Below are 26,009 nucleotides of genomic sequence, written 5' to 3' on the forward strand. Positions count from 1 at the left end.
TAAGGAAACGAGTAGTTGTCACTTGGGTGTTACGCCTCGATTTGGACCGCAGGATAAAGTTGGCCTATGGTTTTTACCTTCGGAGTCGCCGTCCGCTATTGGCCCCCTAAACCGTCAGGCCCATGCCATGGGTCAACATGCATCGAACCCTTTGCGCGATAAGACAGAGATACCACGCGTATTAAAAACTAGTGCTCGCCCCGGTCCTTAGGTTCGCCAGACCATACCAGAGAATATGAAGGAAACGGGTTGCCGACCGTCCGCTAACGTGTTGACGTCCAGTAGAAAACGTCGCCCTCCGGGCCTACCATTGTTGTTATCCGCCATTAGGCTACGAAGCGGTTCGCCAATGCGATGGTCTAGACACTCGCCGACGCATCGTCTGCGGATGGCAGCTTTGCGCCTCCAACCCGCCGTTTAGCTCCAAACTGCGTGAGCTAGAGAGCAGACGTTGGACCAGCCCGGCCAAAGGCCCTGAAGCCGTGTGGCACGGCAGCGCCGGCAATATTCGTGAACCGAGTGCTACGTTTACCCGGCGCGCTGCTTGAGTTCAGGAAAATCTGGTCTCTGCGCCAACCTTGGCCTCAGGAACATCCCCATCTACCGCAGCCTTCTCCGCCACCAGTCAAGAATCCGCAGGCTGTGTGCGCCAGTCATACTCTTGCCGGAACCCAAGGATGTCGCGCAGCTTCCGATTTGAGATCGGTCCCTCGAATACGTCCAGGGTGCCGACCGCATCGTGGTGTTGAACAAAGGCCGGATCGAACAGATCGGCAGCCCTTCCGAGCTCTACGAGAATCCAGCTAATCTGTTCGTCGCAAGCTTTATCGGCTCGCCGGAAATGAACCTGATCGAGGGCCGCATCGACAACGGCGCATTCGTCGCCGATCAGGGCTTGCGCTTACCCTTGCCGGCGGATTCTCGGATGGGCGACAGGAATGGGGTAGTTTACGGGATTCGTCCGCAGCACATTTCGGTTGGCGGCAACCACTCTCAGGCGAGGGTGCAAGTGGTCGAGCCGACCGGTGAGGCCCAGGAGCTTACATTAAGTGCAGGTGGAGTCGACCTCGTGGCCGAGGTGCGGGATCAGCCGCCCTTCAAACTTGATCAAGAGGTTGGGTTGGAGATCATGATATCCAAGGTGCATTTGTTCGATGCTCATAGCGGCACCAGGATTGCTTAGGGCGCGCTGACGGGCGAAAAACGGCTATCCATCATGCTCTTCGTCAGTTGCCACTTGCTGCCTGGTTTTTCCGCCAGAGAGGGCCGTCTGGCCGTGCCCGCGAAACGGCCTTGCGGACGGCGCCGACTGGCTATCGTGGAACAGCAGCACCTCCCTCGCTTGGCCGGTCCTGATCGACCAGATGATCGTCTTGGCGTCGAAACCACCGGTGATCGCTGTTTGCCCATCGGCCGTCACGGCAATCGCCCGCACCGCTCCGCCATGACCGCGGAGCTCGGCACCACGCGCTTCTATGCCGCAGAGGAACGGACCAACGGCCGTCAGACATGGTGCGAACGTCGTCCTCATTGCACCCCGGGGCATTCCGTGCTCCGTTGGCGCAGCGCCGCCGTTGCGGGCACCAAGCTTGCCGGACCGGCCAATCGCTCACACCGTTCGAGGCAATCATATGACCCAGAATATGGAAACCGATCCCTTCAACGTCTCCATGCGCAAGTTCCTCAAGCAGGTCGGCGTGACTTCGCAGCAGGCAATCGAGAAAGCCGTGGCGGAGAAGGGCCTGAAAGGACAGGGCCGACTGACCGTGAGGGCCGTCATCACCTCGGAGCCGGCAGGCCTGCGCCATGTCGTCGAGGGCGAAATCGATCTGGGATGAGAGCTGCGGCTTGATCGGGGTCGGCTGCTATTTGAAGAACCGTATCTGCCCGGCCGGCGATGGATCGTATCCGGCAAGCTCGGCGGCGCGGCTGGCGAAGATTTCCTGCCCTAGCAAACGCAGGAGCGCCTGGATCGGTTGTTGGAAGTAGGTCCGCTGCCGCATCAGGAGATCGAAGCTTTCCCAGGCCAATGGAACGAAATCGAGGCCAGCGGCGCGTGCGGCCGCGCGCGTGGCAATTCCGCAATCGGCCCTACCAACGCGCACGGCAGCCGCGAGATCGGGTCCGGTCAGGCAGGGAGGCTCCAACCGATTGACGTCGTCTTGTTTCGCGCCGGAGTCCGCCAGCAATTGCGTGAGCAGCATGTCCGCGCCTGCGCCGCGTTGACGAACCGCGATGCGTGCGCCGGTCGCAAGTACGCCGGTCAGGTTGTTGAGCGATTTTGGATTGCCTGGCGCGAGCAGCAGGCCTTGCTCGCGGCGGGCGAATCCGACCAGAACCGCATCGTAAAGCCGCGGCCTGGTCGCAATTGCGGCGACATTCGGGTCCGGGTCGCGGCTGTGGAAATGGATCGCGGCGGCAGACACCTCGCCGCGCAGCAGGCGTGTCACGCCGGCTTCCGTGCCTTCCGTCAGAAAGGCCAGGCCGGAGCCTGATTGGCGCAAAGCCCATTCGAGCAGGTCGTCCTGGCTGCCGCCGACGATCGGCGGCGGCTCGGATTGGGTCATTCCTGCGGGCCGGACCAACCCCGACATGACCCAGCGGTCGAGTTCATGCCGCGGAAACAGCCACTTGCCCGCCACCTTGCTGCACGGGATACGCTCCTCCGCGATTAGGTCATAAAGCTTGCGCTCGCCAATGCGCAGATAATCGGCGGCTTCGGACGTCGTTAGCAAATCCATCCTGCATTGATATGCATATTCCTGAATAGGTTCAAGGATTTGACTCTGACGGAGGAGTTGCAGGACATTGACGCTGGACAGGACTGCGAGGAGCAATGTCGGAAGGGCTGGGTGCATGGCAACTGATCGCGGGCGGCGACGCCACGCTGTTTGCCATCGTGCGCCTGTCGCTCGCCGTGAGCCTTTCGGCTGTCGCGATCGCCATGGTCGCAGGCCTGCCGCTGGGCGCAATTATCGCGCTGGCACGCTTTCCCGGTCGTTCGGCGATCGTCGTGCTGCTGAACGGTTTCATGGGCCTGCCGCCGGTGGTGGTCGGGCTGACGGTCTACCTGCTGCTATCGAGATCCGGGCCGCTTGGCGAGTTCGGCCTCTTGTTCACACCCGCCGCCATGGTCATCGCGCAGGCGCTATTGGTGCTGCCCATCATTGCCGCGCTGACTCGCCAGACTGTCGAGGATCTGTGGCGCGAGTATCGTGAGGAACTGACTGCGATGCAGGTCGGGCCGGCGGGCCTGGTCGCCACGCTTTTGTGGGACGGCCGCTTCAGCCTCGTCACGGCTCTGCTCGCGGGCTTCGGCAGGGCGGCGGCCGAGGTCGGCACCGTGATGATCGTCGGCGGCAACATTGATGGCTTCACCCGCACCATGACGACGGCAATCGCACTTGAAACCTCGAAGGGAAACCTGCCGCTCGCCATGGGACTCGGCCTGATGCTGATTTTCCTCATCCTGCTGATCAACGCCACCGCTTGGGGCGTGCGGGTTTGGTCCGAGCAACGGGCCGGCTAGGGATGCGGGCTGCTCAGAGCGATCTTCCACTTGTCTTCGATGACGTGTCGCTGGTCGCCGGTGCGACGACCATCCTGGACCGGGTGAACCTGACGATCGGGCCGCGCGCGCCGACTCTGGTTGTCGGCCCGAACGGGTCGGGCAAAACCTCCCTGCTGCGACTCTGCATGGGGCTTGTTGCTCCTTCTGCTGGAACCCTGACTTGGGGGGGACGAATGCTTTCCCCGCCGACACGGCGCGCGATCCTGTTCCAGAAGCCAGTGATGCTGCGCCGCTCGGCGGCCGCGAATGTCGTCTATGCACTGGCTCAAGCCGGCTGTCCGCGCCGGCTCCGGGCCCCGCGCGCGGAGGAACTGCTCGAGCGCGTCGGTCTTCTCGATCTCGCGGCACGTCCGGCACGGCATCTCTCCGGTGGCGAGCAGCAGCGGCTGGCCCTCGCGCGCGCCCTGGCACGCCAGCCCGAAATCCTGCTGCTCGACGAGCCGACAGCCAGCCTCGATCCGGCGGCGACGCGTTTTGTCGAGCAGATCATCATCACGGCTGCCCAATCGGGCACGAAGATCATCATGGCGTCGCATCACCTCGGCCAGGTACGCAGGATCGCGGGAGACGTCGTCTTTCTGCTCCGGGGGCGCGTTTGCGAGCATGCCGACGCCGACGACTTCCTTGACCGCCCCGCGACCCCGCAAGCCGCTGCCTTCGTGCGCGGCGAGCTCGTGCTTTGATCAACTTGGACCGAGATTGAGATGCTGACCCGCCGAATGTTCTCTGCGTTTGTGGTGCTTCTGATGCTAGCGGGCGGCGCGCCTGCCCAGGACCAGTCGATCGTCGTGGCGTCGACGACCTCGACCCAGGATTCTGGCCTGTTTGATTACATCCTGCCGCTGTTCGAGAAGAAAACCGGCATCAGCGTGAAGGTTGTCGCTCAGGGCACCGGTCAGGCGCTCGACACCGGTCGGCGCGGCGATGCCGACGTGGTCTTCGTCCATGCCAAGGCGCAGGAGGAGAAGTTCATCGAGGAAGGCTTCGGGGTGAAGCGCTTCGACGTGATGTACAACGACTTCGTCCTCGTGGGCCCCAAAAGCGACCCGGCGGGCGTTAGCGGGACCAAGGACATCGCAGCCGCGCTGATCGCCATCGAAGCCAAGAAAGCGGCCTTCGTGTCGCGCGGTGACAGGTCCGGCACCCATTCGGCCGAATTGGGTCTGTGGAAGACGGCTGGCATCGACATCGAGGCAGCCAAGGGCCCGTGGTACAAGGAGATCGGGCAGGGCATGGGGGCGGCGCTCAACGCCGCGGCGGCCATGAACGCCTATACGCTTTCCGATCGTGGCACCTGGCTGTCGTTCAAGAATCGTGGCGAGTTGGACATTGCCCTCGAGGGCGACAAGCGGCTCTTCAACCAGTATGGCGTGATGCTGGTGAATCCTCGCAAGCATCCAAGCGTCAAAGTGGAGGCCGGCCAGCGCTTCATCGATTGGCTGGTTTCTCCGGAGGGCCAGAAGGCGATCGGAGAATACAAGATCGACGGCCAGCAGCTCTTCTTCCCGAATGCGCAGCGCGAGCGTTCTTGAAGCTGGGTTGCAAACGGGCTCGCGTCTGCTTCAATATCGCGCCATGACGAGAATGTTTTCTTCGAAGGGCCCGCTGACTCCCCTGGAAGCGGCGCTCGATGCGCTGCTCGATGGTGTGATGCCCGTCACCCCGCGCTTGGTGCCGCTTGAACAAGCCTTGGGCTATGTCGCTGCCGGGATGCCGGCTGTCGTGCCAGCTCAGCCTGCGCGAGACATCGCTGCCATCGACGGCTGGGCGTGTCGCGCCCTCGACCTTGTGGGGGCATCAGCCTATTCGCCCTTAGTTTTGCCGGTCGCGCCGACCTGGGTCGAGACGGGTGAGGTCATGCCTGAAAATCGCGACTGTGTGCTGCAGGCCGGCCTCGTCGATTGCAGTGGACCGATGATCCAAGCAGCAGCTGAAGCCGTGCCCGGTCAGGGTGTGCGCCGGGCGGGCGAGGATATGGCGGCGGCCCGCCCGCCAATGCTTGAGGGAAAGGCGATCGGCTTCGCCGACCTGCTGGTCGCCCGCAAAGTGGGACTGAGCCAGCTTGCCATACGGAGCCCGCGCGTGCGCGCAATCGATGTCGCTGCCGACAGTCACGAGACATTCTCCATGCGGCTCGTGGTCGAGAGCCTGAGTGCCTCGGGCGTTTCGATTGCCGGTATAGATACCGTAGAGCGCGACGCGGCATCGATCATTGCCGCTCTTGATGGCGAGGCATGCGATTTTCTGCTCCTGATCGGCGGTACTGGCGACGGCCACGCCGACGTGACCGCCGAGGCTCTGGCGCGGCGCGGGGTGTTGATTGGGCACGGCATTGCCTTAAGGCCCGGGGGGACAACGGCGATAGGCCGGCTCGGCAAAACACCGGTGGTCGCATTGGCCGGATCGCCGCACCAAGCTTTCGCCGGGTTCCTTGCGCTTGTCCAGCCAGTCCTGGACCGCCTGTCGGGCAGATTTGAACGGCCCGGCATCATCTTGCCGCTGTCGCGGAAAATCTCATCCGCGGTCGGACTCTACGAGCTCGTTCTGCTCGGGAAGGAACGGGATATGTGGACGCCGCTCGCCGTCGGCGACTTTTCGCTGGACGCCATGCGGCTTGCCGACGCCTGGCTTGCGGTCCCGGGCGATAGCGAGGGGTATGCCTTCGGCACGCCCATCTCCGCCTTTCCGCTCCGCAACTTTTGATCGAGTGAGCCGCTATGACGAATTCTCCATCATCGGCCCAGCAGAATAGCGGGCAGGAGCAGTTCCTGACGATATTGTCGCGCGAAGCTGCGCTGGCGGGCTTCGAGGCAGCGCTGTTTCCCCGCCCGTTACCGACCGAGACGCGGACGCTGGCCGACGCGCTCGGGCTGGTTCTTGCCGAAGACGTGGCGGCGCCGGTCGACGTGCCGCCCTTCGACCGCTCCAATGTCGACGGCTTCGCAGTACGTGCGGCCGACCTGGCTGCTGCTTCTGAAACCCGTCCCGTTCGGCTTGAACTGAATGCGGAAGCGATTGCCTGCGGCACGGTTCCGCAACTCCCCGTTCTGACCGGAACCGCCACGCCCATCGCAACCGGCGGGCCGCTGCCACGTGGCGCGGACGCGATCATCATGGTGGAGCATACCCATCCGGTGGGGTTGAGTGCCATCGAGGTGGGGCGCGGCATCTCGCCCGGCCAGTTTGTCTCCAATGCGGGATCTGACATGGCGCGAGGAGAGGTCGTGCTGCGCACCGGAACGCAAATCGGCTCGCGCGAAATCGGCATGCTCGCCGCGTGCGGAATCGCACAAGTGGCCGTGGCGCGCAGGCCACGCGTGGCCGTGCTCTCCACTGGCGATGAACTCGTTCAGCCGGGCGAGCCGCTGCGGGCGGCCGGCATTTATGATGCCAACGGACCGATCATCGCTGCGGCGGTCACTGAAAATGGCGGCGAAGCGCATTTTCTCGGCGCTTTTCCAGACGACGAGGCAACGCTTGAGACGGCTATGCGCGAGGCGCTCGCCGCCCACGACGTAATGATCGTGTCGGGCGGCACGTCCAAAGGGGCAGGGGATGTCACGCATCGCATTATCGGCCGACTGGGCAAGCCCGGCATCATCGCCCACGGCGTGGCGCTGAAGCCCGGAAAGCCGCTTTGCCTGGCGGTGTGCGGGGGCAAGCCGGTCATCGTCCTGCCGGGATTTCCGACCTCGGCCATGTTCACCTTCCATGACATGGTGGTACCCGCCCTGCGGCGCATGGCGGGGCTGCCGCCGCGCGTCGATGCTCAGGTCACCGCAAGCCTTCCGTTGCGGGTTCATTCCGAACTCGGACGGACCGAATTCGCGATGGTCTCCCTTGTGCAAGGGCAGGGAGGATTGACGGCCTATCCGACTGGTAAGGGCTCGGGAGCGATAACATCCTTTACCCAGGCGGACGGCTTCATCCGCATCGAGGCACTGGCCGATCACGTGCCTGCCGGTGTAGACGTGCCGGTGACGCTGTTCACGCCGCGGGTCCGCGTTCCCGATCTCGTTGTCATCGGCAGTCATTGCGTCGGCCTCGATCTGGTCGTTGGCGAACTTTCGCGTCGGGGGATTTCGGTGCGCTCGCTTTCTGTGGGAAGCCTGGGCGGTCTTGCGGCGGCCAAGCGCGGCGAGTGCGATCTCGCTCCCATTCATCTCTTCGACCCGAAGACGCGGAACTACAACGCGCCCTTCCTCGGTGACGGACTCGAACTGGTGCCAGGCTGGCGGCGCATGCAAGGTTTGGTGTTCCGCCGAGGGGACGGGCGCTTCGAGGGCCTCGGCGCGGAGGACGCGGTCCGTGCCGCGCTCGCCGATCCCGATTGCATGATGGTCAACCGCAACCAAGGCTCGGGAACGCGTATCCTGATCGACCAACTGCTCGGCGCGGAACGCCCGGACGGCTACTGGAACCAGCCGCGCACACACAATGCCGTGGCCGCGGCGGTAGCGCAGAAGCGCGCCGACTGGGGCGTCACCATCGCGCCGGTCGCGCGTGCGGCCGGGCTCGGTCTTATCCCGTTGACCGAAGAGCACTACGACTTCGCGCTGGTTTGCGCGCGAAAGGATCGGCCCGCGGTGCACGCGTTCCTCGAAGTCCTCCAGGCCGACGAGGTGCATTCGGCGCTGGAGCGCGCGGGGTTCAGCCGGCCGGGTTAGCTAGCGGCGAGCAACGCGGCCAGCCGCTCGGCTTCGGCGAGGTCGTCGACCGTGTTGGCGTTGAAGAACGGGTCCACCGGCTCTGCCGGCCAGGATACGGTGGCAAGGCCGTAGCGGGTGGTCCACCGGTCGATCTTGCGCAGGCCCTCGTTGGTCAACGCATGCCGCAATTCGTCCCGCAGGGCGACTTTCCAGAGCCCGATGACCGGATGCGCCTGACCGCCGGATGACGCCACCGCCAAATCCGCCCCCTCGGTCATGCGCGCCCGCTGGAGGCGTGCAACGAGGTCGCGCGGCAGGAAAGGACAATCACCGGCGGCGCTGACCACCCACTCGACGTCGGGCCTGTTGTCCGCCGTCCAATCGAGCGCGGCGAGCATGCCGGCGAGCGGCCCCGGATAACCCTCGATCGTGTCGGCGACGACGGGCAGGCCAAAACGGGCGAAGCGAACGGGGTCGCCATTGGCATTAAGAACGAGCCCGTCGCATTGCGGTCCTAGCCGTTCGATGACATGCTCGAGCATCGTGCGTCCGCCGATCACGCGCGTCGGCTTGTCCCCGCCGCCCATGCGCCGACCCAGACCGCCGGCGAGCACGACGCCCAGCGTCATGGGCCGCTCAGTCGTCATGCTCGGCACCCTTGCGGCGGTTGCGCGGCGCTTCCTCATCGACCGAAGCGATATCCTGGTCGAAGACGATCCGCTCCTGGCCCGAAAGTGCGGTGAAGCGCTTGCCGCGCGCCCGGCCGACCAGCGTCAGCCCCACTTGGCGGGCCAGCGCCACGCCCCAGGCGGTGAAGCCGGAGCGCGAAACCAGGATGGGAATGCCCATCCGAACCGTCTTGATCGTCATCTCTGAGGTCAGCCTCCCGGTCGTGTAGATGATCTTGTCCCCCGGATCGATGGCGTGGCGGTACATCCAGCCGGCGATCTTGTCGACAGCGTTATGGCGGCCGACGTCTTCCATATAGCAGATTGGCGTGCCCTCCCTGCAAAGGACGCAGCCATGGATGGCGCCTGCTTCCAGATAGAGCGACGGCGTGGTGTTGATTTTGTGCGTCAGCTCGTAGAGCCAGGAGGTGCGAAGCTCAGCGGGCGGGAGCGTGATGTCCTCGATCGCCTCCAGCACGTCGCCGAAGGCGGTGCCTTGGGCGCAACCCGAGGTCTGCGTTCGCTTTCTGAGCTTCTGCTCGTAGTCGGTGTTGCGCTCGGTGCGAACGACCACGACCTGGAGGTCCTCGTCATACTCGACGTCCGTCACCACATCGGTGGGCAGAAGCATGTTCTGGTTCAGCAGATAGCCGAGCGCAAGATATTCAGGGTAGTCGTTGACCGTCATCATCGTGACGATCTCCTGAGCGTTGAGATAGAGCGTCAGGGCACGTTCGATCGGAACGCGGACCTCTACCGTCGCGCCTGTATGGTCGATGCCCGCAACCAGCTCCGTCAGCCGTTGGTCTTGCGGATCGGGTGTGATGATGGCGTGTTCCGGTTGGCGTAGCATCAAATGCATGGCAGTCTCCTGACGTCGTATTCTGGCTCGCGCCTGCGCTAGCTTGCCGTATCTTACAGGCTGTTCAACCGAAGCTGATTAAAAAAAGCCGGATTGATGCGATTACGAAGAAGCCGACACGCTCGTAGAGTGGGAATATGAATGGCGCAAATTTCGGATGACTGCTTCGCTTTCGGCGGACAGATGCGGCCCATCGACGAGACTGCCGCGCTGATCGCCTCGAAACTCAGCGCCGTACAGGAGGTCGAGAGGGTCCCGCTCTTGCTGGCGGATGGGCGCGTCCTGGCAAAAAAGATGGTAGCATCGCTGCCGCTGCCGCCCTTCACCAATTCCGCGGTCGACGGCTACGCCGTGCGAGGGGTAGACCTGCCGCAGACTGTCGAGACGGCGTTCGCCGTTGCCGGGAGGGTTCAGGCCGGCATGGCGGCGAATGAACCTGTGCCGCCGGGCCAGACGGTACGCATCTTCACTGGTGCTCCAATGCCCGACGGGGTCGACACGGTGTTCATGCAGGAAGACGTGAGCATCGACGGCTCCGGCAGGATCCTTCTCCCGCCCGGCCTGCAAAAGGGTGCCAATGTACGCCCTGCGGGTGAAGATGTCGCATTGGGCGAGGCCGTCCTCCCGGCGGGCCACCGGATGCGGCCGCAAGATATCGCGCTCGCCGCCGCATTGGGGTTCACCGAACTTCAGGTCAGGCGCAAGATACGCGTCGCAGTGTTCTCGACCGGGGACGAAATCGTCGCGCCGGGAGACATGCGTGGACCGGCGCAGCTTTTCGACTCCAACCGTTTCATGCTGACGGCGATGCTCGCTCGACTCTGCTGCGACATCACCGATCTCGGTATCCTCGTGGATAACAGTAGCCTGATCGCTGAAAAGCTGAGCGAAGCGGCATTGAGCCATGACCTGATCCTGACTTCGGGCGGTGTGTCGACAGGCGAGGCAGATTGCGTGAAGGCCGCCGTCGAGAGTGCCGGAACCCTGGTGTTCTGGCGCGTCGCGATCAAGCCGGGCCGGCCGGTCGCCATGGGGGTGATCGATGGAACCCCGCTGATCGGACTTCCTGGCAATCCGGTGGCGAGCTTCGTCACCTTCGCGCATATTGCCCGCCCGGCAATCCTCGCCCTTGCGGGAGCCCTCCAGCAACCGCCGACCCCGATCGCTATGCGGGCCGCCTTTTCCTATAGCAAAAAGCAGGGACGGCGCGAGTATGTGCGAGCAAGCGTACGCGCGGCCGCGGATGGATGCTACGAAGCGACGAAGTTTCCCAGGGAAGGCGCAGGACTGTTGTCATCCCTGGTCGCGACCGATGGTCTCGTCGAGTTGGGAGAGGAGATAGTCCGTGTCGACCCAGGTCACACGGTCCAGTTCCTCCCCTATTCCAGTCTTATGTGAGAGCCGTCGGATCACGTCCTCGAAACGAGAGCCGCAACCCGGGCTCGATTGACGGGGTCAGGCCCCGTCGGGCATCATGCCGATCATGATAACCACGACGAAGTTGGATCTGACCGGGCTTAAGTGCCCTTTACCAGCACTTAAGACTCGTAAGGCGCTGAAAGCCTTGAAGCCGGGCGAGCGGCTCGAGGTTCACTGCACGGACCCGCTGGCGGTCATCGATATCCCCAATCTGCTCAACGAGATGGGCGAGCGACTTGAAGCGACGGAACGCGACGGCGATCGCATCGTGTTCATGATCGAAAAGACGCAGCCCGCGACGATGTGACGAGTTGCACCCCATCGGCGGCGGCCCCAAGATTTGCGAGGCAATGCTTGCGCTGGTCGTGCAGGGGACATGTCGTGCCTCATAGTCGACATCCTGGCCCGCGGGATATCGTTAAGAGGTAAGGGCGTTTCACTCGGGGAGGTGAGCACATGACGATCCAGGAACGACGGCCGCGTGATCGCGGACCAAAGGGCAGGCCGTTGGAAGACGCCGCGCTCGCCGAGATCCAGGCGCTCCTGGGCGCGCGCCAGCGACGGCGCGACTTGCTGATCGAATTCCTTCATCTGATCCAGGACCGATATGGCTGCCTGTCGGCGCGGCATTTGCGGGCGCTGGCGCAAGATATGCGCTTGTCGCAGGCCGAGGTCTACGAGGTGGCGACCTTCTACGACCATTTCGACGTTGTGAAGGAAGGCGAGACGCCGCCTGCGCCGTTGACAATCCGCGTGTGCGATTCAGTGAGTTGCATGCTGGCAGGCGCCGACACCCTCCTGGCCGAATTGCAAGCGGGCGCCGATCCAGCGGCGATCAGGGTCATGCGCGCGCCCTGCATGGGCCGTTGCGCTGGCGCGCCTGCCGCGCGTATCGGTGATCGCGAGGTCGACCAGGCAACCGCCGAGGGCCTGAGGCGCATGGCCGCGTCAGCGGATACCGGTGTGAGCGTGCCCGATTATGTCGGGCTTGAGGCGTATCGGCAGGCGGGCGGCTACCAGCTTTTGCAGCGGGTACGGATTGGGGCGCTGACCACGGACGAGCTCATCGCCACCCTGGGCGATGCGGGCTTGAGGGGTCTGGGCGGTGCGGGTTTTCCCGCCGGCAAGAAGTGGCAGTTCGTGCGCTCCTATCCAGGCCCGCGTCTGATGTCGATCAATGGCGACGAGGGTGAGCCCGGCACCTTCAAGGACCGCATCTATCTCGAGCGAGATCCGCACCGTGCCTTTGAGGGTGCATTGATCGCGGCGCACGCCGTCGAGGCGGAACGGATCTATCTTTACATGCGTGACGAATACCCTGCGGTGCTCGCCATTCTTCGTCAGGAGATCGCCGCACTCGAGGCCACCGGCATCGTCAAGCCGGGCTTCATCGAGCTCCGCCGCGGCGCCGGCGCGTATATCTGCGGCGAGGAGAGTGCGATGCTGGAAAGCATCGAGGGCAAGCGCGGCATGCCGCGCCACCGCCCCCCCTACATCGCCGAGGTCGGCCTGTTTGGACGGCCGACCCTCAACCATAATGTCGAGACGCTCTGGTGGATCCGCGACATCGTCGAAAAGGGCGCGCAATGGTTCGCTGCGCAGGGCAGGCCCGGCCACCCCGGCATCCGCTCATGGTCCGTATCCGGCCGGGTGAAAAATCCCGGCGTCAAGCTGGCGCCGGCCGGCGTCACGGTACGCGAATTGATCGACGACTATTGCGGCGGCATGGCGGACGGTCATGAGTTCAAGGCCTATTTGCCGGGCGGCGCCTCAGGCGGCATCCTGCCAGCGGCACTGGGGGACATTCCGCTCGATTTCGGCGGCGATCTGGCCAAGCAGGGCGCCTTCGTCGGCTCCCATGCTATAGTCGTGTTCTCGCGGGCCGACAATATAAAGCAGGTCACGCTCAACCTCATGAAATTCTTCAAGCATGAGAGCTGCGGGAAGTGCACGCCTTGTCGCGAGGGAACCGAAAAGTTGGTGGCCATCTTGCAGGAGCAGGGCCAGATGCCGGAAGACAAGATTCGCGACCTCGAAGCGGTGATGCGCGATTCGTCGATCTGCGGCCTGGGCCAGGCGGCGCCCAATCCGATCAATCATCTGCTGACGCATTTCCGGAGTGACCTTTGATGGCCGAGAGCGTGGTATTCACCCTCGATGGGCAAACCGTGAGCGCCGCCCCTGGCGAGACCATCTGGGATATCGCCAAGCGCCAGGGCACAAAGATTCCGCATCTGTGCCATGTCGACATGCCGGGCTATCGCCCCGACGGCAATTGCCGCGCCTGCATGGTCGACATCGAAGGCGAGCGCGTGCTGGCTGCCTCCTGCGTTCGCCAGCCTTCCGCCGGCATGGTCGTGAAAACCGACACCGAACGCGCCCGCAAATCACGCGAGATGGTATTCGAGCTCCTCGCAAGCAACATGCGACCGGCGAGCGACGGTCCAGACAACCAGTCGGCATTCTGGCAATGGGCCGGTTCGATGGGGATTTCGGGCAGCCGATACCGTTCCAAGTTCACCGAGGAGGGGCTAGCGCCAGAATTCGACATCACCAATCCGGCCATTGCCGTCAATCTCGACGCCTGCATCACCTGCGGCGCTTGCGTGCGCGCCTGCCGCGAGGTGCAGGTCAACGACGTGATCGGCATGGCCGAGCGCGGCAATCACTCGATTCCTGTCTTCGATATGCACGATCCGATGGGCCTGTCGACCTGCGTCACCTGCGGCGAATGCGTCCAGGCTTGCCCGACTGGTGCGCTCTACGAGAAATCGCTGATGGACGAGACCGGCAAGACACGTGTCGTCCAGGCGTTCGACAAGGTCGTCGACACGGTCTGCCCGTTTTGCGGCGTTGGCTGCCAGACGCAGGTCGCCGTCAAGGACAATAAAATCGTCCAGGTCGACGGCCGCAACGGTCCGGCGAACGAGAACCGGCTCTGCGTCAAGGGCCGCTTTGGCTTCGACTATGTGATGTCGCCCGAACGGCTGACGAAGCCGCTGATCCGGCGCGACGACGCGCCGAAGGCCGGCGACATTGATTTGCGCAATGTCGACCCGCTGACAGTGTTCCGCGAGGCCAGCTGGGAAGAGGCGCTGGAGCGCGCTGCCAGCGGGCTGAAACGCATCCGCGACCAGCATGGTGGCAAGGCGCTGGCTGGCTTCGGCTCGGCAAAGGGGTCGAACGAGGAGGCCTATCTCTTCCAGAAATTCGTCCGGCAGGGTTTCGGCACCAACAATATCGACCACTGCACCCGGCTCTGCCACGCCTCTTCCGTGGCCGCTTTGATGGAGGGCGTTGGCTCTGGCGCGGTCTCGGCGCCTTTCATGGACGCCATGAAGGCCGAATGCGTGATCATCATCGGGGCGCGGCCGGCGACAAACCATCCAGTGGCCGCCACCTATTTCAAGCAAGCGGCAAAGCGCGGCACCAAGCTGATCGTGATGGATCCGCGCGGCCAGGAACTGATGCGCCACGCCAGCTATGCGCTGCGCTTCAAGCCGGGCAGCGACGTGGCGATGCTCAACGCGCTGTTGCACGTCATCATAGAAGAGAGGCTCTATGACGAGCAGTACATCCAGGCCAATGTCTCCGGCTTCGAGGCATTGAGGGCTAAGGTGAAGGATTTTTCGCCCGAGGCGATGGCTCCCGTCTGCGGCATCGAGGCCGGTGTGCTGCGCGAGGTGGCACGCACCTATGCCAAGGCGGAGCGCTCGATGATTTTTTGGGGTATGGGCATTTCGCAGCACACCCACGGCACCGACAATTCGCGCTGCCTGATCGCGCTGGCGCTGATCACCGGCCATGTCGGGCGCGCCGGCACAGGCCTGCATCCGCTGCGCGGCCAGAACAATGTCCAGGGCGCTTCGGACGCGGGCCTCATCCCGATGTATTTCCCCGACTACAAATCGGTGGAGAATGCCGATATCCGCGGCCAGTACGAGAATTTCTGGGGCCAGACGCTCGACCCCAAACGCGGCTTGACCGTCGTCGAGATCGTCGACGCGATCCATGACGGCGAGATCCGGGGCATGTACATCATGGGCGAGAACCCGGCCATGTCCGATCCCGACCAGAGCCATGCGCGCGCCGCACTCGCCAAGCTGGAGCATCTGGTTGTTCAGGACATCTTCCTGACCGAAACAGCATGGCATGCCGACGTTGTGCTCCCTGCCTCCGCGCATGCGGAGAAGCTCGGCACTTACACCAACACCAATCGGCAGGTGCAGATCGGCCGGCCGGCCGTCAACCTGCCGGGCGAGGCGCGGCAGGACCTCGATCTCATCATCGAGCTTGCCAGACGCATGGGGCTGGATTGGAACTACAGGCACGTTTCGGACGTCTTCGGCGAAATGGCGCAAGTAATGCCGTCGCTGAAGCACATTTCCTGGGAGCGCATCGAACGCGAGGAGTCCGTCGTCTATCCTGCCGATGGTCCTGATGTTCCTGGCAACGAGATCGTCTTCACCACCGGGTTCCCGACCGCGGATGGCCGCGGGCGCATCGTGCCCGCCGACCTCCTGCCTCCCGACGAGGTGCCCGACGACGAATATCCTCTGGTGCTAACCACCGGGCGCCTGCTGGAGCACTGGCACACGGGCGCCATGACGCGCCGCGCCGGGGTGCTCAACGCGATCGAGCCCTACGGCATTGCTGCGATGAATCCCTACGAGATCAAGCGCCGCGGCCTTGCGCAGGGAGACGTGATCAACGTGGAGACGCGGCGCGGCGTCGTCGAAGCCATTCTGCGGGCCGATCGAGAGGTCGCCGATGGCATGGTGTTCATGCCGTTCTGCTTTGCCGAGAGCCCGGCCAACATGCTTACCAATCCTATGCTCGATCCTTACGGTAAGATCCCGGAGTTCAAATATTGTGCCGCGCGGATCGTGCCGGCATCGAGATCGGTCGAAGCTGCCGAATGATGTTTGGAAGCTGCCCGCGGAGGTAGTGTTGGGCGATGGCTGACTTGAGGAAGTCCATTGCTCGACGGCCGCCGGAATAGTCGGGCAGGCCGTCGCAAAGGCTCGCGACAGGTGGGAGGGCTCTGTCGCCGGCCAAATGTGAGCCACGGTTGTGCGGAACGCCCTCAACTCGGCGTTCTTCTCGCGAGGTTTGATTTGGCTGAAGGCGACGCGAGATGCCATCACCGGCCGACCAGCAGCAGCCTTCCGACGAGTGCTGCTGTTAGAGTGTATCGTTAGGATAGATGCCCCAAAGGCGGGTTTGCCTGACGAAGCCTGCCAGCGAATTGACCGCAACCCTGCACCATTGCCCGTCGCAGCGCACCAGTTCGACAATTACTTCCGGCGCCAGCCAGGCGGTGACGAGGCTGGAAACCGAAGGCTTCCGGCGCAGCGCGATCTTGTCCTTGCTCCATGGGGCGGTTACAGCGGTCCTTCGCCCCGAAAGAAGCGGACCGAAGACCCAGCCGGATGTTCCCTGCCAGTCTCGCACGCGCCGCCAGTTTCCATATTCCTGGTAGATTTCAAGCGGAATCCTCGGCCGGACATAAACCCATTCGACGTCATATTGGGTGCCCGGTCCGACCCGCATATTCACAGGAGAACTCTTCAACGACGCGAAGCGGGGCAAGGCAATCCCATTGGCGGCAGCTTGAGGGCCGGCCTTTGTGACAGTTGCAACACATAGTGCAGCGATGAGGCAACAACGAAGGACGCTACCCGTGACGAAAAAGCCGCAACCGGTGTCTTGATAAGTCGACGAGACGACGTCGCTCCGAGGCGCACAGCCGCGGCGTTTCACAGCGAAGCCCCATGCGAAGGATCGAAGAGGGCTCGAGGACATCTTTCGATATTGCCGCATGGTCCTGGTGAGAGGACGTCGGGAGAGGCGAGTTGCAGCGTTCGCATGGGCGTTCGATCCCACCTACCGAGTGAGCGCGTAGCAATCGATGTTTTTGAGCGCCAGCCGCCCGCAAGCGCTCCACGCTTCCGACTTGTTGTCGAAGCCGGCATATCTGGCGCGGTAGTACACATCGCCACCTTTTTCGAAGGCCTCGGTAAAAGCAGAAGTTTTCGAAAGCAGTTTTGGCGCTTTGCGAGCCGCCAGTGAAAGGATTTCACGAGCTGCGGCCTTGCTTGGCATCGATCCAATCTGGATGATCCATTGACCTTCGTGGGTGGAAGCGGTGCTGATCAGATCGATGGCATCGGCAGACAAGGCCTGCTCCCTGGACCCATCGCCCATCGCCTCAGCGGCGAAAGCGGCTCGGGAATCGGCCACCTGAGCCGGCTTCCACGTCGGAGTGGGCACCGATGCGTTCGAAGCCGCGGAGGCGACCAATGCGCTTTCTCCGCCACGATCGATCCTGAACCGGTCCGGACCGTTGGAAGCCTTAGCCAGATAGCGGCTGATGAGACGCTTCATGCGTGCATCTCGGCTCCCGACCGTATGTCCGCCCATCACCACCGCGACGATGCTGCGGCCCTGCGCCTCGACGGAAGAAACCAGGTTGAAGCCCGAGGCATTCGTGTATCCCGTTTTGATCCCATCCACGCCTTTCACCCGGCCGAGCAGATGGTTGTGATTGCCGAAGCGCCGACCTTTGTATTTGAAGGATCGGGTGTTGAAGTAGGAATAATAGCCAGGATGATGATCCCTGAGCGCCAGGCCAAGACGTGCCATGTCGCGCGCCGTGGTCTTCTGGGCTGTATCGGGCAGTCCGTTGGCGTTCCTGAACGTGGTGGAGGTCATTCCTAACTGTCGTGCTTTTTGCGTCATGAGACGTGCGAAGCCGGCCTCCGATCCGCCGAGGAACTCGCCAATGGCCGTCGCGGCATCGTTGGCGGACTTCGTTACCAGCGCCAATATGACCTGTTCGACGGTGATCGTTTGACCTTGCTTCAGTCCGAGCTTGGAGGGGGCCTCGTTGGCGGCACTGGCCGACACCGGTATCGCCGTGCCTTTCGAGATCCTGCCGCTCTCGAGCGCGTCGAAGATGAGGTAGAGCGTCATCATCTTGGTGAGAGACGCTGGATAGCGCGGAGCGTCCGCATGATCCCTGTAGAGGGTCTTGCCTGTCTTGGCATCGATGACAATGGCTGAAAATCTGGAATTGGCCTGCACGGCGGAAGCAGAGGCGGCGCAAAACACGATGACGACCGAGATCCTCAAGGCGAATTTCAACAATGACGCCGGGAAGGCGACAAGCTTCTCCAGTACCAGATACATCCGCCCCGCCCGTCGCCGCTCCGTGTAAAATGTGGCCGGGCGATCCGGCCATCGGATCACGAAGCTAGGCAGGCACCGTTACCAATTGGTTATCGCATTCTTAACGAGAGGCCGCAAATTGTCTCGGCTCTATCCCTCGATCTCGGGCTCGTATGGTGGCTTTGCCGGAGCCAGGAAATCCGATCTCACCCATTCGGCGAATTTGCCGTTCGAGATGCCGTTCTCCTTGCTGCAGTCATTGCGTCCCGATTCCACGAAGGTGGACTCTCCTTTGTAGCAGCCGGCATTGGAATAGCCGGTTATGCGCGACCATTCGTGGTCCGTCTCGTAGACGATGACCGTCTCGCGATAAAACAGCATCCCGACGATGCCGCATTCCATCGATGGACAACTGCGCCGCTTGGCATTTTCGCCAGCGACCCACATCCGGTTTTCTGCTTGCACAGGTTGGACGAAAGCCACGTGAGCCGCCAGCAACGTGGTCGCAACCAAAACGACCCGCCGTATTCCGGATTCCGGTCTGGCTACTACCCGACGAGAAGTCATGCATCCCTGCACCAGGTCGTCCATAGCGAAAACAGCAGCGTGTCCTTGGGAACGGAGGAATGCCAATAGCTGAAGAACTCTCACGCCTGCACTCCGCCAATATCGATATCGGCATTTTATCTTTGGTCAGCAAGCTGTCGACCAAAATCGCGACCCGTTGGATGTTTCGGAACGAAGGCACGCCCAATCCGCGGCTCCGCACCAGGTAAGGTCGGTCGCCGTGACGGTTCGCGGAACTTGACGCCGCACGGCTCGAGGCGCGCATCGATTGCGGCGCCGACTACCAGGATGCTTCTGCGGAAGACAAGCCGATCTTGCTAGAAGATTCTATTCTACATCCTCACGTCCGTACCCTAAGCGCTTGCTCCAGCCTGTCGGCGATCTGTGTGACGAGATAGGCAATCGCCATGTAGATCACGACGGCAATTACGAAGGCTTCGAGATAGTAGAAATTCAACGCGGCGGTCAGCTGTGACTGCGCGAAAATATCGACAACTTCGATGGCGAATCCGAGTGAAAGTGCTTTCATGATAACCATCATCGAGGTTGTCAGATCGGGAATTGCCGTCAGGGCGACCTGGGGAAATAGCACCCGTCGAAACAGTTGGCCCCTTGTATAGCCAAGCGAATAGGCTGCGTCTGCCTGACCGCTGTCAAAGGCATTGAGGGCTCCTTTGATAATCTCCGCCTGGAACGCGGCGACACAGCCGGTCACCGCAATGACAAGGATAACCCAATTGGGCGTTTGGTGGGCGTTGAAATCTATGCCAACCAATGAAAACAGAAACTGGAGCGCGGGGGGAAGACCGAAATAGGCGAGGAAGATCACGATCACCATCGGAACGCCCTTAAAGACGACCTTGTAGGCCATGACGAGCTCTCGCAGTGCGGGAATCCGTCTATATTCCACGAGCGCAAACAGGCTGCCGACCATCGTCGAGAGGACGAAGATCGTAAGGGCCATTGCAAGCGTTACGGGTACGGCGCCCAGAATTTCCCGCGAGTCCTGGAGCAGGATATCGGTCTCAAACATGGTCAAATACCCTTGTTAGGTCACACGCTCGCGATCAGTGTGTTCTTGATCTGAGCAGATGTCGTAGCCTCCGGTGCCTGCATCGGGGAACGAAGCTCGAAGAAGCGGATGATGAGCCATGCGATCAGGCACATCACCGAATAGATGACCGCCAGCACGAGATAGGTTTCGAACTGGTACTGATTATAGTCGCGCTCCATGATCAAATGCGCGGTCGCCATGACATCCGCCGCCCCGATGTACATCACCAGCGCAACGTTATGGATCAGGTAGATGACGGAGTTCCCGTAGCCCGGCAACGCGAAGTGCACTGCTTGTGGCCCGATGACCCGCGCGATTTTCTGGCGAAAGGTATATCCAAGACTGTCTGCCGCATCATGCTGGCCGCGATCGACGGCCAGATATGCAGGTCGCAGGACTTCTGACAGGTAGCCGCCGTGATAAAAGCTCAATGCCACCATCGCGGCGATCGTCGGCGAGAAAAAATCTTCGGAGCCGAACAGGATTACCAACAAGGGAAGCCCGTAAAATGCAACGAACAATTGGAGGACGACGGGAACACTCCGGGCATAGGATACGTAGAGGTCCGCCAGGTGACTGATCACAGGTACCCTGCGGACCCGGAGAGTTGTCGCAAGGAGAGCTAGGCAGAAGCCGGCAATGAGGGCCGTAAAAGTGATGGCCAGCGTCAGCGGCAACGCCGAGAGCAACTCGGGAATCATAGCAGACACATCCACCTTGAACACTCCTTCTTGCAGTTCAACCTTGGCGCCGACCATCCAGCTGCAGCTGAGGACGCCCCGTTACTTCATGTATTTCACGATGTCCTCGCCGAACCACTTCTGCGAGAGCTTGTCGATCGTGCCGTCGTCCTTCAGTTCCTTGAGCACCTTGTTGACGTCCTCAGCCAGGATCTTGTTTTCCGCTGACCGGTGAATCAGCATGTACGTGTTGTTGCTGTAGACCGGATCGGATGCGACGATATCGAGTTTCTTGTTATCGATGACCGCCTGCTCACCGAGGTTAGACGGTAGAACCAATGCGTCGAACTTGCCGTTCTGAACTTCATCCAGGCGGTTCGGGTAGGGGATCCCGGCGCTCGATGCCGTGACGTCGAGCTTGTATTGCGGATTCTCTTTCTGCCAGTTCATGATGAACTTGTAGGTTCCGCCACCTGCCGTCGTCGGAACGATCCTCTTGCCGACCAGGTCCTTCATTTCCTTTATGCCGCTGTCTTTCTTGCTGTAGATTTTCATCAGACTGGCGCCCATCGGGTTCTCTGGAATGATGAATTGCTTCTCTCGCTCGGGCGACTTGTAGTAGCCACCTACGGCGATGTCGTACTTCCCGGTGGCAAGGCCGGTTTCCTGGGCGATGTCAGAGACACCTTCCATTTCGAACTTGTATTGCGGCAGCTTCGCATTGATCGCCCTCAGAAGATCGGGCTCATAGCCTTGCGGTTCGACGCCGATCGCACCCCAGGCCAGCGGCTTGGATTCGGCAGACGTCGCGATCTTGACCGTCCGGACGGCCTGACCATAGCTGATCCCAGCGGTTGCGAGGGCAATTGCGATGCCACCAGCGACGGCCAGGACATAGCGGCGGGAAAAACCGGATGTGATTGCAGACATTTCTTGAGTTCCCTTCTTGTTGAGCTATTGAAAAGCGAGTTCTGACTGCAGGAATTGAGCCAGTCGTGGACTGGAAGGCGCGTCGAAGATTTCAGCCGGACTGCCGTCGGCGGCAACCACGCCACGGTCCATGAAGACGATCCGGTTCGAGATGTTCTTTGCGAATTGCATCTCGTGGGTCACAAGCAGCGACGTGATCCCTGACGACGTGACATCCTTGATCACCTTCAAAACTTCACCGACAAGTTCGGGGTCCAGCGATGACGTAGGCTCATCGAAGAGGATGACGTCAGGACGCACCGCCAGCGCGCGTGCGATGCCGGTGCGCTGGAGCTGGCCGCCCGAGAGCTGGGATGGATAGCTGTCTCGCTTCGACGAGAGACCGACCCGATCGAGCTCTCTGAGCGCGATTTCCTGCGCCTCATCCCTGGATTTGCGCTGCACCACAACGAGCGGATCCATCACGTTCTGGAGGACCGTCATGTTCTTGAAGACGTTGAACTGCTGAAAGACCATCGCGGTCCTCAACCGGATCGCCTGGACAGCGGCCTTGTCGGCACGCTGGTAATCCATCCCAATCTGATCGAACGAAATGGTTCCTGACGACGGCTTGGCCAGATAGTTGATGCATTTCAGCAGCGTGGTCTTGCCGGTGCCACTGGGGCCGATGATCGACACCACGTCACCCCGCTTTACCGAGAGATTGACGCCGTTCAGGACCTGCGTACTTCCGTAAGACAGCTTTATATCTTTGAGTTCAAGCATTGCTGGTTGGCCCTTCGGAAAGTGTGGGACGGACTGGCTTGACTGTATGCGACGTCATCATCCGCTTTCCGCATGGCCCAGGACGTGCATCAGCCGGTTTGCCCAGCCGAAGATCGCTATGGCGTGGACGAGGTCGATGATCTCGGCATCATTCATGCCGACTGATCGCAGCGAGGCGATGTCGTCTGCCGTCGCTTCCGACGGCGCCGCCGACAGGCGGCGGGCAAAGTTGTAGATTGCCGCATCGCGCGACCCAAGCTTTTCAGGTTTGTCGAGATACAGCGCGGTGACCACTTCATCGCTCTTGGTCAGCTCCGCATGCCGGCGAGCGTGAACAACGGCACAGAATTTGCAGCCATTGACGATCGAGGCACCCAATGCGCCAAGCTCGCGGTCGGGACGGGCAAGCCCGCCCTCGACGTACATGATCGCGTTGAACAACACCGTGCGGGCAATATAGCTCTCGGGATCATGCACAAGGGTGCGCACATATTCCGAAACTTTCTTGGCCGACGGCGTAACCTTCATCGCTTCGAGCTGTTCCGGCGTTGCCTCCGATAGCTCGACCGGTGCGATATAGGGATGCCAATTCAGCGGCTTCAGGCGCACCGAGGAAATCATGCCCGCCTCATCAATCGCAAGCCGGTCGCGACCCGGGTCTGGAAGTTGATGAAGGCAGTCAATTCGGAGAGCGCAACGATCTGGGGATTGTTCAATCCGGCTTGGGCGAGCAGGGCAATGTGGCTCGCCTCCGCCTTTCTCGGCGTCAGGGTGATCAGGTCAACATGTCGGGCGATGGTCGCCAGGGGTTCATTCAAATCCGTTTCCCCCCGGGCCAAGGACAGAAGCTGCTCCGTGGGACCAAGCTGAGCTAGTTGCACATCATATTCGGCCATCAGGACGGGATCGGCGTTCAGAGCTGCCATGCGACGGGCCAGAGCGACCCGCAAATTCGGCGCCAGCCCCTGATCGTTTGCCGGCTGCAGGACGGAGAGGCGACATTCCTCAGCCCCTCGCACGAATTCGGGCCGAAACCGCCGTGCAGCGAAAAGGGCATCGTCCGGTGAAAGACCTGCAGCCTTGTCCATTGCGTCGATCACAGTGCGGCCTCCTTATGCAACAAGGGTGTTGAATCGACCCATTCGTCGCCCAGAAGTTCCGGGGTATCGTAGGCGATCAGATTGGCGAAGTGGGTTTCGACATCTTCGGCGAACAGCGACGCGGCAATGCCGCGGACCAGACGGTCGGCGCCAGCGCTGACGGCCGGGATATCGCCGGACACCTTGCCATGGGTCAGCATGGCGGCGTCGTTGAAGCAGTGGACATGCGCCAGCATCGGGCAGGAACCGGGCACGCGCTCGCGAAATTCGAAGGCAGGGCCGAGATCCGGTGCCTCCAACATGCCTGCGCGCGGCGGCCCCATGTCCGGCGTATATCGACCATCCGACCAGGTGCGGATGTGTGGGGCGAGGGCGGCGAATTCCGGGCGACCACTGAAATCATTTGAAAAGCCGGTCGCAGCGATCATGAAATCGTAGCGCATCGGCCCTTGCGTGGTTTCGACTAGAAGGCCTCCGGCATCTTCCTTCACCGCGACTACGCCGCAGTCGAGAAAGAAGCGGGCATTCGCATGACGAGACACGCGAAGCGTCGATGAACGCGGCGGCGGCGTCTGGGTCGAGGCGGTGTAGTCGAAGAATCTCCACTTCCAGGCGTCAGGCAAATGATACATGCCGAGGATGACACCCTGGCTGCCGATCCCGGTCAGCTTGTTGATGCGCGGCATTTCCTTGCGCCGGATCAACATGTCGACTGAACCGGCGCCCGCCTCGAGCGCTGTCGCGGCATTGTCCATCGAAGAGGCACCGGCGCCGATAACCGCCACACGCTTGCCTTTCAGTGCATCAAAATCGATGTCGTCGGCAGAATGGGCCCAATAGGAGCGATCGATGCCCCTGAGGAAATCAGGCACGGCAAAACCGCCGAGACCGGACCGACCGGTGGCTAGAACGAGACGACGGGTGAGAACCCGGCTGGTTTCCGCGCCCTCGACATCGATCGCAATCAGATCGCCAACGGCTGCAACGCCTGTCATGCGCACGCTGTTGCGCACTGGCAGACCAAGAACGTTCCGGTACCAGACCAGGTAGTCCATCCACTGGCCTTTGGGGATTTTGTCCAGCGACCGCCATGCTTCAACGCCCCATTGTGCCGTGAACCAGGCGCGGAATGTCAGCTGCGGCAGGCCGAGCGACGGACCGTGCAGCGTTTTCGGCGACCGGAGCGTTTGCATGCGGGCAAACGTTATCCATGGCCCTTCGAAGCCGGCCGGAGCCGCGTCGTAGGCGACGACATTGGTTATCCCCGTCAGCACCAGCTTTGCGGTGGCAGCAAGTCCGCACATGCCGGCGCCGATCACAACGACGTCACGGACCGGCACGCCATCGCGCGAACGCGCGGGAACCCATGGCTTGGCAGGCAGTTCGAGAAAATCGAGATCCTGAGCAAGTTGTGCTTCCAGCGCGGCTAGACCTCTCGCGGGGAGCGAACTGGGGGTGTGCTTCATATTCCCGTTCCGTGATTTGTGCCGGAGGCAGGATCGGTCACCAATTGGCCGGCCAGGGTCGGATCGAGTTTCTTGAAGCCGACGATCGACCGTTCAGCCACCGCCTCGACCGCATCCACCAACGCCTGCGCGACTGGACGAAGGGGGCGTTTTTCGGCAGCCACAACACCCCAATAAAAGAGGACGGTTACGTCGATCGGCCGGATGACGACCCCAGGCAAGCCCACGCCATAGGCGGTGAGGGGATCGATGACAGCCGCAACACCAGTCCGGCGTACGATCTGCAGCGCGCCATAGGCGGTATTCGTGCGGATTACTGGCCCGGTGTCGATGCCCCTGGCCGCCAACGCCTTGGAGACATGCAACTGGAAACGCAGCGGGTTGAGCAACGTGGCGACGCGGCGGCCGGCAAAAGCGGAAAGCGGTATGACATCTAGTTCGGCGAGCGGATCACCCTCCCGCACGGCAGCAACATCAGGCGCCGAATAGAGCCGCAGGACATCCAGACCGGGCGTATCGAGCGGCAGGCTTGAAAACCCGACCTCGGCACGTCCGCTACGCACTTCCTGAGCGACGGTCGAGGGAAGAAACTGCCCGAGATGCGTCTCGTGCGGAAGCTCGGCACCTTGGAGTTCGGCCAAGGCCGTCGGGATCAAGCCGGTGCCGATCGCGGAGGTGGTGACGATCTGCAGGATTCGCCCTCTGCCGGCGGCGATCATCTTGGCCCGCGCTGCGAGTTCGGTGAAGGACATCAGCAGGCGTCGTGCTTCCTCCTCGAACGCGACTCCTTCTTCAGACAACTGCACTCGTCGACCGATCCGATGCAGCAATTCGAAGCCAAGTTCGGCCTCGAGCTCCTGAATGGTGCGCGTCACCGCAGGCTGGGAACGCCCGAGCATGTCAGCCGCCCTGGTGATGCTGCCGCTGGCAGCAACCGCAAGGAAGGTCTGAAGGTCCCGGGTTTCCATGTTTCTCCTACATGCGTAATCCGTATGATTGACATCGTCTCATTCGTTTTTGATATATGTCAAGCGGAAACGAATGTTCGTTACGGGCTTTGTGCATATGCCGGCTTCAGCGCCAGAATCCGGATCGGAGGCGGACAGGG

At 62.0% G+C, this 26,009-nt stretch carries 26 protein-coding genes; 11 read left to right on the forward strand and 15 right to left on the reverse strand.

The features are described from left to right. Window positions 1-739: 739 nt before the first annotated feature. Window positions 740-1,183, forward strand: coding sequence for a TOBE domain-containing protein (locus tag LB532_RS27425; protein WP_281407143.1), 444 nt, complete (start codon window positions 740-742; stop codon window positions 1,181-1,183). A gap of 24 nt (window positions 1,184-1,207) precedes the next feature. On the opposite strand, the gene LB532_RS27430 is transcribed toward LB532_RS27425, so the two are convergent. Beyond that, window positions 1,208-1,435, reverse strand: a complete 228-nt coding sequence (locus LB532_RS27430; RefSeq protein WP_181169443.1) for a hypothetical protein — start codon at window positions 1,433-1,435, stop codon at window positions 1,208-1,210. A 196-nt stretch (window positions 1,436-1,631) separates the two neighbouring features. On the opposite strand from LB532_RS27430, the gene LB532_RS27435 reads away from it, so the two are divergent. Next, window positions 1,632-1,838, forward strand: a complete 207-nt coding sequence (locus LB532_RS27435; RefSeq protein ID WP_140499366.1) for a DUF6494 family protein — start codon at window positions 1,632-1,634, stop codon at window positions 1,836-1,838. A 27-nt stretch (window positions 1,839-1,865) separates the two neighbouring features. On the opposite strand, the gene LB532_RS27440 is transcribed toward LB532_RS27435, so the two are convergent. Then, window positions 1,866-2,741 carry a helix-turn-helix transcriptional regulator gene (locus tag LB532_RS27440; RefSeq protein ID WP_140642102.1) on the reverse strand — a complete coding sequence of 292 codons (876 nt, stop codon included), beginning with the start codon at window positions 2,739-2,741 and terminating at the stop codon, window positions 1,866-1,868. A gap of 95 nt (window positions 2,742-2,836) precedes the next feature. Between LB532_RS27440 and LB532_RS27445 the strand changes: the two genes are divergently transcribed. Genes LB532_RS27445 through LB532_RS27465 form a run of 5 tightly spaced genes read left to right on the forward strand, consistent with a single transcriptional unit; the run spans window position 2,837 to window position 8,238 of the window. Beyond that, entirely contained in the window at window positions 2,837-3,529 is a 693-nt protein-coding gene (locus tag LB532_RS27445) for an ABC transporter permease (protein ID WP_140641856.1), read from the forward strand. A 2-nt stretch (window positions 3,530-3,531) separates the two neighbouring features. Then, window positions 3,532-4,254: an ATP-binding cassette domain-containing protein gene (locus LB532_RS27450; RefSeq protein WP_140641858.1), complete on the forward strand. Its 723-nt coding sequence runs from the start codon at window positions 3,532-3,534 to the stop codon at window positions 4,252-4,254. A 36-nt stretch (window positions 4,255-4,290) separates the two neighbouring features. Next, complete coding sequence (locus LB532_RS27455; RefSeq protein WP_224557478.1) at window positions 4,291-5,103, forward strand: extracellular solute-binding protein; 813 nt, start codon at window positions 4,291-4,293, stop codon at window positions 5,101-5,103. Then, window positions 5,081-6,274 carry a molybdopterin-binding protein gene (locus LB532_RS27460; protein WP_318011251.1) on the forward strand — a complete coding sequence of 398 codons (1,194 nt, stop codon included), beginning with the start codon at window positions 5,081-5,083 and terminating at the stop codon, window positions 6,272-6,274. The genes LB532_RS27455 and LB532_RS27460 overlap by 23 nt, the downstream gene beginning before the upstream one ends. Window positions 6,275-6,288: 14 nt before the next feature. Beyond that, window positions 6,289-8,238, forward strand: a complete 1,950-nt coding sequence (locus tag LB532_RS27465; protein WP_140641862.1) for a molybdopterin biosynthesis protein — start codon at window positions 6,289-6,291, stop codon at window positions 8,236-8,238. Here LB532_RS27465 and mobA read toward each other — a convergent pair. Together mobA and LB532_RS27475 are read right to left on the reverse strand one after the other, a co-directional pair. Then, entirely contained in the window at window positions 8,235-8,867 is a 633-nt protein-coding gene (gene mobA / locus LB532_RS27470; RefSeq protein ID WP_181169444.1) for a molybdenum cofactor guanylyltransferase MobA, read from the reverse strand. The two genes, LB532_RS27465 and mobA, sit on opposite strands and share 4 nt — an antisense overlap. Beyond that, entirely contained in the window at window positions 8,857-9,741 is an 885-nt protein-coding gene (locus LB532_RS27475) for a formate dehydrogenase accessory sulfurtransferase FdhD (RefSeq protein WP_411908904.1), read from the reverse strand. The genes mobA and LB532_RS27475 overlap by 11 nt, the downstream gene beginning before the upstream one ends. A 150-nt stretch (window positions 9,742-9,891) precedes the next feature. Here LB532_RS27475 and glp point away from each other — a divergent pair, with 150 nt between their 5' ends. From glp to fdhF, 4 genes are all read left to right on the forward strand, one after another. Further along, window positions 9,892-11,148 (forward strand): gephyrin-like molybdotransferase Glp, encoded by a 1,257-nt coding sequence (gene glp, locus LB532_RS27480; RefSeq protein ID WP_140641865.1) that lies wholly within the window; start codon window positions 9,892-9,894, stop codon window positions 11,146-11,148. Window positions 11,149-11,224: 76 nt separating this feature from the next. After that, window positions 11,225-11,476 (forward strand): sulfurtransferase TusA family protein, encoded by a 252-nt coding sequence (locus tag LB532_RS27485; RefSeq protein ID WP_224557479.1) that lies wholly within the window; start codon window positions 11,225-11,227, stop codon window positions 11,474-11,476. Between the two features lie 149 nt (window positions 11,477-11,625). Beyond that, window positions 11,626-13,299: an NAD(P)H-dependent oxidoreductase subunit E gene (locus tag LB532_RS27490; RefSeq protein ID WP_140641867.1), complete on the forward strand. Its 1,674-nt coding sequence runs from the start codon at window positions 11,626-11,628 to the stop codon at window positions 13,297-13,299. Beyond that, window positions 13,299-16,091 (forward strand): formate dehydrogenase subunit alpha, encoded by a 2,793-nt coding sequence (fdhF, locus tag LB532_RS27495; protein ID WP_140641869.1) that lies wholly within the window; start codon window positions 13,299-13,301, stop codon window positions 16,089-16,091. The genes LB532_RS27490 and fdhF overlap by 1 nt, the downstream gene beginning before the upstream one ends. Window positions 16,092-16,353: 262 nt before the next feature. Here fdhF and LB532_RS30285 read toward each other — a convergent pair whose 3' ends face one another. The 11 genes from LB532_RS30285 to LB532_RS27550 form a co-directional block, all read right to left on the reverse strand. After that, window positions 16,354-16,728 (reverse strand): SH3 domain-containing protein, encoded by a 375-nt coding sequence (locus tag LB532_RS30285; RefSeq protein ID WP_281407144.1) that lies wholly within the window; start codon window positions 16,726-16,728, stop codon window positions 16,354-16,356. A gap of 327 nt (window positions 16,729-17,055) precedes the next feature. After that, on the reverse strand, window positions 17,056-18,255 hold the full coding sequence (locus LB532_RS27505) for a D-alanyl-D-alanine carboxypeptidase (protein ID WP_224557481.1): 1,200 nt from the start codon (window positions 18,253-18,255) through the stop codon (window positions 17,056-17,058). Window positions 18,256-18,489: 234 nt separating this feature from the next. Continuing rightward, window positions 18,490-18,786 (reverse strand): hypothetical protein, encoded by a 297-nt coding sequence (locus LB532_RS27510; RefSeq protein WP_140641873.1) that lies wholly within the window; start codon window positions 18,784-18,786, stop codon window positions 18,490-18,492. 460 nt (window positions 18,787-19,246) lie between these two features. Continuing rightward, window positions 19,247-19,939, reverse strand: a complete 693-nt coding sequence (locus LB532_RS27515; protein ID WP_140641875.1) for an amino acid ABC transporter permease — start codon at window positions 19,937-19,939, stop codon at window positions 19,247-19,249. A gap of 20 nt (window positions 19,940-19,959) precedes the next feature. After that, a complete protein-coding gene (locus LB532_RS27520; protein WP_140642110.1) occupies window positions 19,960-20,676 on the reverse strand; it encodes an amino acid ABC transporter permease in 717 nt (238 codons plus the stop codon). A 66-nt stretch (window positions 20,677-20,742) separates the two neighbouring features. After that, a complete protein-coding gene (locus LB532_RS27525) occupies window positions 20,743-21,570 on the reverse strand; it encodes a transporter substrate-binding domain-containing protein (RefSeq protein WP_140641877.1) in 828 nt (275 codons plus the stop codon). A 24-nt stretch (window positions 21,571-21,594) separates the two neighbouring features. After that, window positions 21,595-22,335, reverse strand: a complete 741-nt coding sequence (locus LB532_RS27530) for an amino acid ABC transporter ATP-binding protein (protein ID WP_140641878.1) — start codon at window positions 22,333-22,335, stop codon at window positions 21,595-21,597. 57 nt (window positions 22,336-22,392) lie between these two features. Beyond that, window positions 22,393-22,956, reverse strand: coding sequence for a peroxidase-related enzyme (locus LB532_RS27535; protein ID WP_140641880.1), 564 nt, complete (start codon window positions 22,954-22,956; stop codon window positions 22,393-22,395). Then, window positions 22,953-23,435 (reverse strand): CMD domain-containing protein, encoded by a 483-nt coding sequence (locus tag LB532_RS27540; RefSeq protein ID WP_140641882.1) that lies wholly within the window; start codon window positions 23,433-23,435, stop codon window positions 22,953-22,955. Before LB532_RS27540 ends, LB532_RS27535 begins: the two co-directional genes overlap by 4 nt. Further along, the gene (locus tag LB532_RS27545; RefSeq protein WP_140641884.1) at window positions 23,432-24,901 is read right to left on the reverse strand and encodes an NAD(P)-binding domain-containing protein; all 1,470 of its coding nucleotides are present in this window, start codon (window positions 24,899-24,901) and stop codon (window positions 23,432-23,434) included. Before LB532_RS27545 ends, LB532_RS27540 begins: the two co-directional genes overlap by 4 nt. After that, complete coding sequence (locus tag LB532_RS27550) at window positions 24,898-25,869, reverse strand: LysR family transcriptional regulator (RefSeq protein WP_140641886.1); 972 nt, start codon at window positions 25,867-25,869, stop codon at window positions 24,898-24,900. Before LB532_RS27550 ends, LB532_RS27545 begins: the two co-directional genes overlap by 4 nt. Window positions 25,870-26,009: the final 140 nt, after the last annotated feature.

The sequence above is a fragment of the Mesorhizobium sp. ESP-6-2 genome (genome assembly GCF_020164675.1).
Classification (GTDB): Bacteria; Pseudomonadota; Alphaproteobacteria; order Rhizobiales; family Rhizobiaceae; genus Mesorhizobium.

Bases quoted from the DNA above. Each gene is read 5' to 3' on its own strand.
- LB532_RS27445 (WP_140641856.1), top strand. From the start codon at position 2,837: ATGTCGGAAGGGCTGGGTGCATGGCAACTGATCGCGGGCGGCGACGCC.
- LB532_RS27485 (WP_224557479.1), top strand. From the start codon at position 11,225: ATGCCGATCATGATAACCACGACGAAGTTGGATCTGACCGGGCTTAAG.
- glp (WP_140641865.1), top strand. From the start codon at position 9,892: ATGGCGCAAATTTCGGATGACTGCTTCGCTTTCGGCGGACAGATGCGG.
- LB532_RS27440 (WP_140642102.1), bottom strand. From the start codon at position 2,741: ATGGATTTGCTAACGACGTCCGAAGCCGCCGATTATCTGCGCATTGGC.
- LB532_RS27465 (WP_140641862.1), top strand. From the start codon at position 6,289: ATGACGAATTCTCCATCATCGGCCCAGCAGAATAGCGGGCAGGAGCAG.
- LB532_RS27455 (WP_224557478.1), top strand. From the start codon at position 4,291: ATGTTCTCTGCGTTTGTGGTGCTTCTGATGCTAGCGGGCGGCGCGCCT.
- LB532_RS27435 (WP_140499366.1), top strand. From the start codon at position 1,632: ATGACCCAGAATATGGAAACCGATCCCTTCAACGTCTCCATGCGCAAG.
- LB532_RS27510 (WP_140641873.1), bottom strand. From the start codon at position 18,786: ATGTGGGTCGCTGGCGAAAATGCCAAGCGGCGCAGTTGTCCATCGATG.
- LB532_RS27450 (WP_140641858.1), top strand. From the start codon at position 3,532: ATGCGGGCTGCTCAGAGCGATCTTCCACTTGTCTTCGATGACGTGTCG.
- fdhF (WP_140641869.1), top strand. From the start codon at position 13,299: ATGGCCGAGAGCGTGGTATTCACCCTCGATGGGCAAACCGTGAGCGCC.
- LB532_RS27515 (WP_140641875.1), bottom strand. From the start codon at position 19,939: ATGTTTGAGACCGATATCCTGCTCCAGGACTCGCGGGAAATTCTGGGC.
- mobA (WP_181169444.1), bottom strand. From the start codon at position 8,867: ATGACGACTGAGCGGCCCATGACGCTGGGCGTCGTGCTCGCCGGCGGT.
- LB532_RS27475 (WP_411908904.1), bottom strand. From the start codon at position 9,741: ATGCTACGCCAACCGGAACACGCCATCATCACACCCGATCCGCAAGAC.
- LB532_RS27535 (WP_140641880.1), bottom strand. From the start codon at position 22,956: ATGATTTCCTCGGTGCGCCTGAAGCCGCTGAATTGGCATCCCTATATC.
- LB532_RS27490 (WP_140641867.1), top strand. From the start codon at position 11,626: ATGACGATCCAGGAACGACGGCCGCGTGATCGCGGACCAAAGGGCAGG.
- LB532_RS27525 (WP_140641877.1), bottom strand. From the start codon at position 21,570: ATGTCTGCAATCACATCCGGTTTTTCCCGCCGCTATGTCCTGGCCGTC.
- LB532_RS27550 (WP_140641886.1), bottom strand. From the start codon at position 25,869: ATGGAAACCCGGGACCTTCAGACCTTCCTTGCGGTTGCTGCCAGCGGC.
- LB532_RS27545 (WP_140641884.1), bottom strand. From the start codon at position 24,901: ATGAAGCACACCCCCAGTTCGCTCCCCGCGAGAGGTCTAGCCGCGCTG.
- LB532_RS27530 (WP_140641878.1), bottom strand. From the start codon at position 22,335: ATGCTTGAACTCAAAGATATAAAGCTGTCTTACGGAAGTACGCAGGTC.
- LB532_RS27460 (WP_318011251.1), top strand. From the start codon at position 5,081: ATGCGCAGCGCGAGCGTTCTTGAAGCTGGGTTGCAAACGGGCTCGCGT.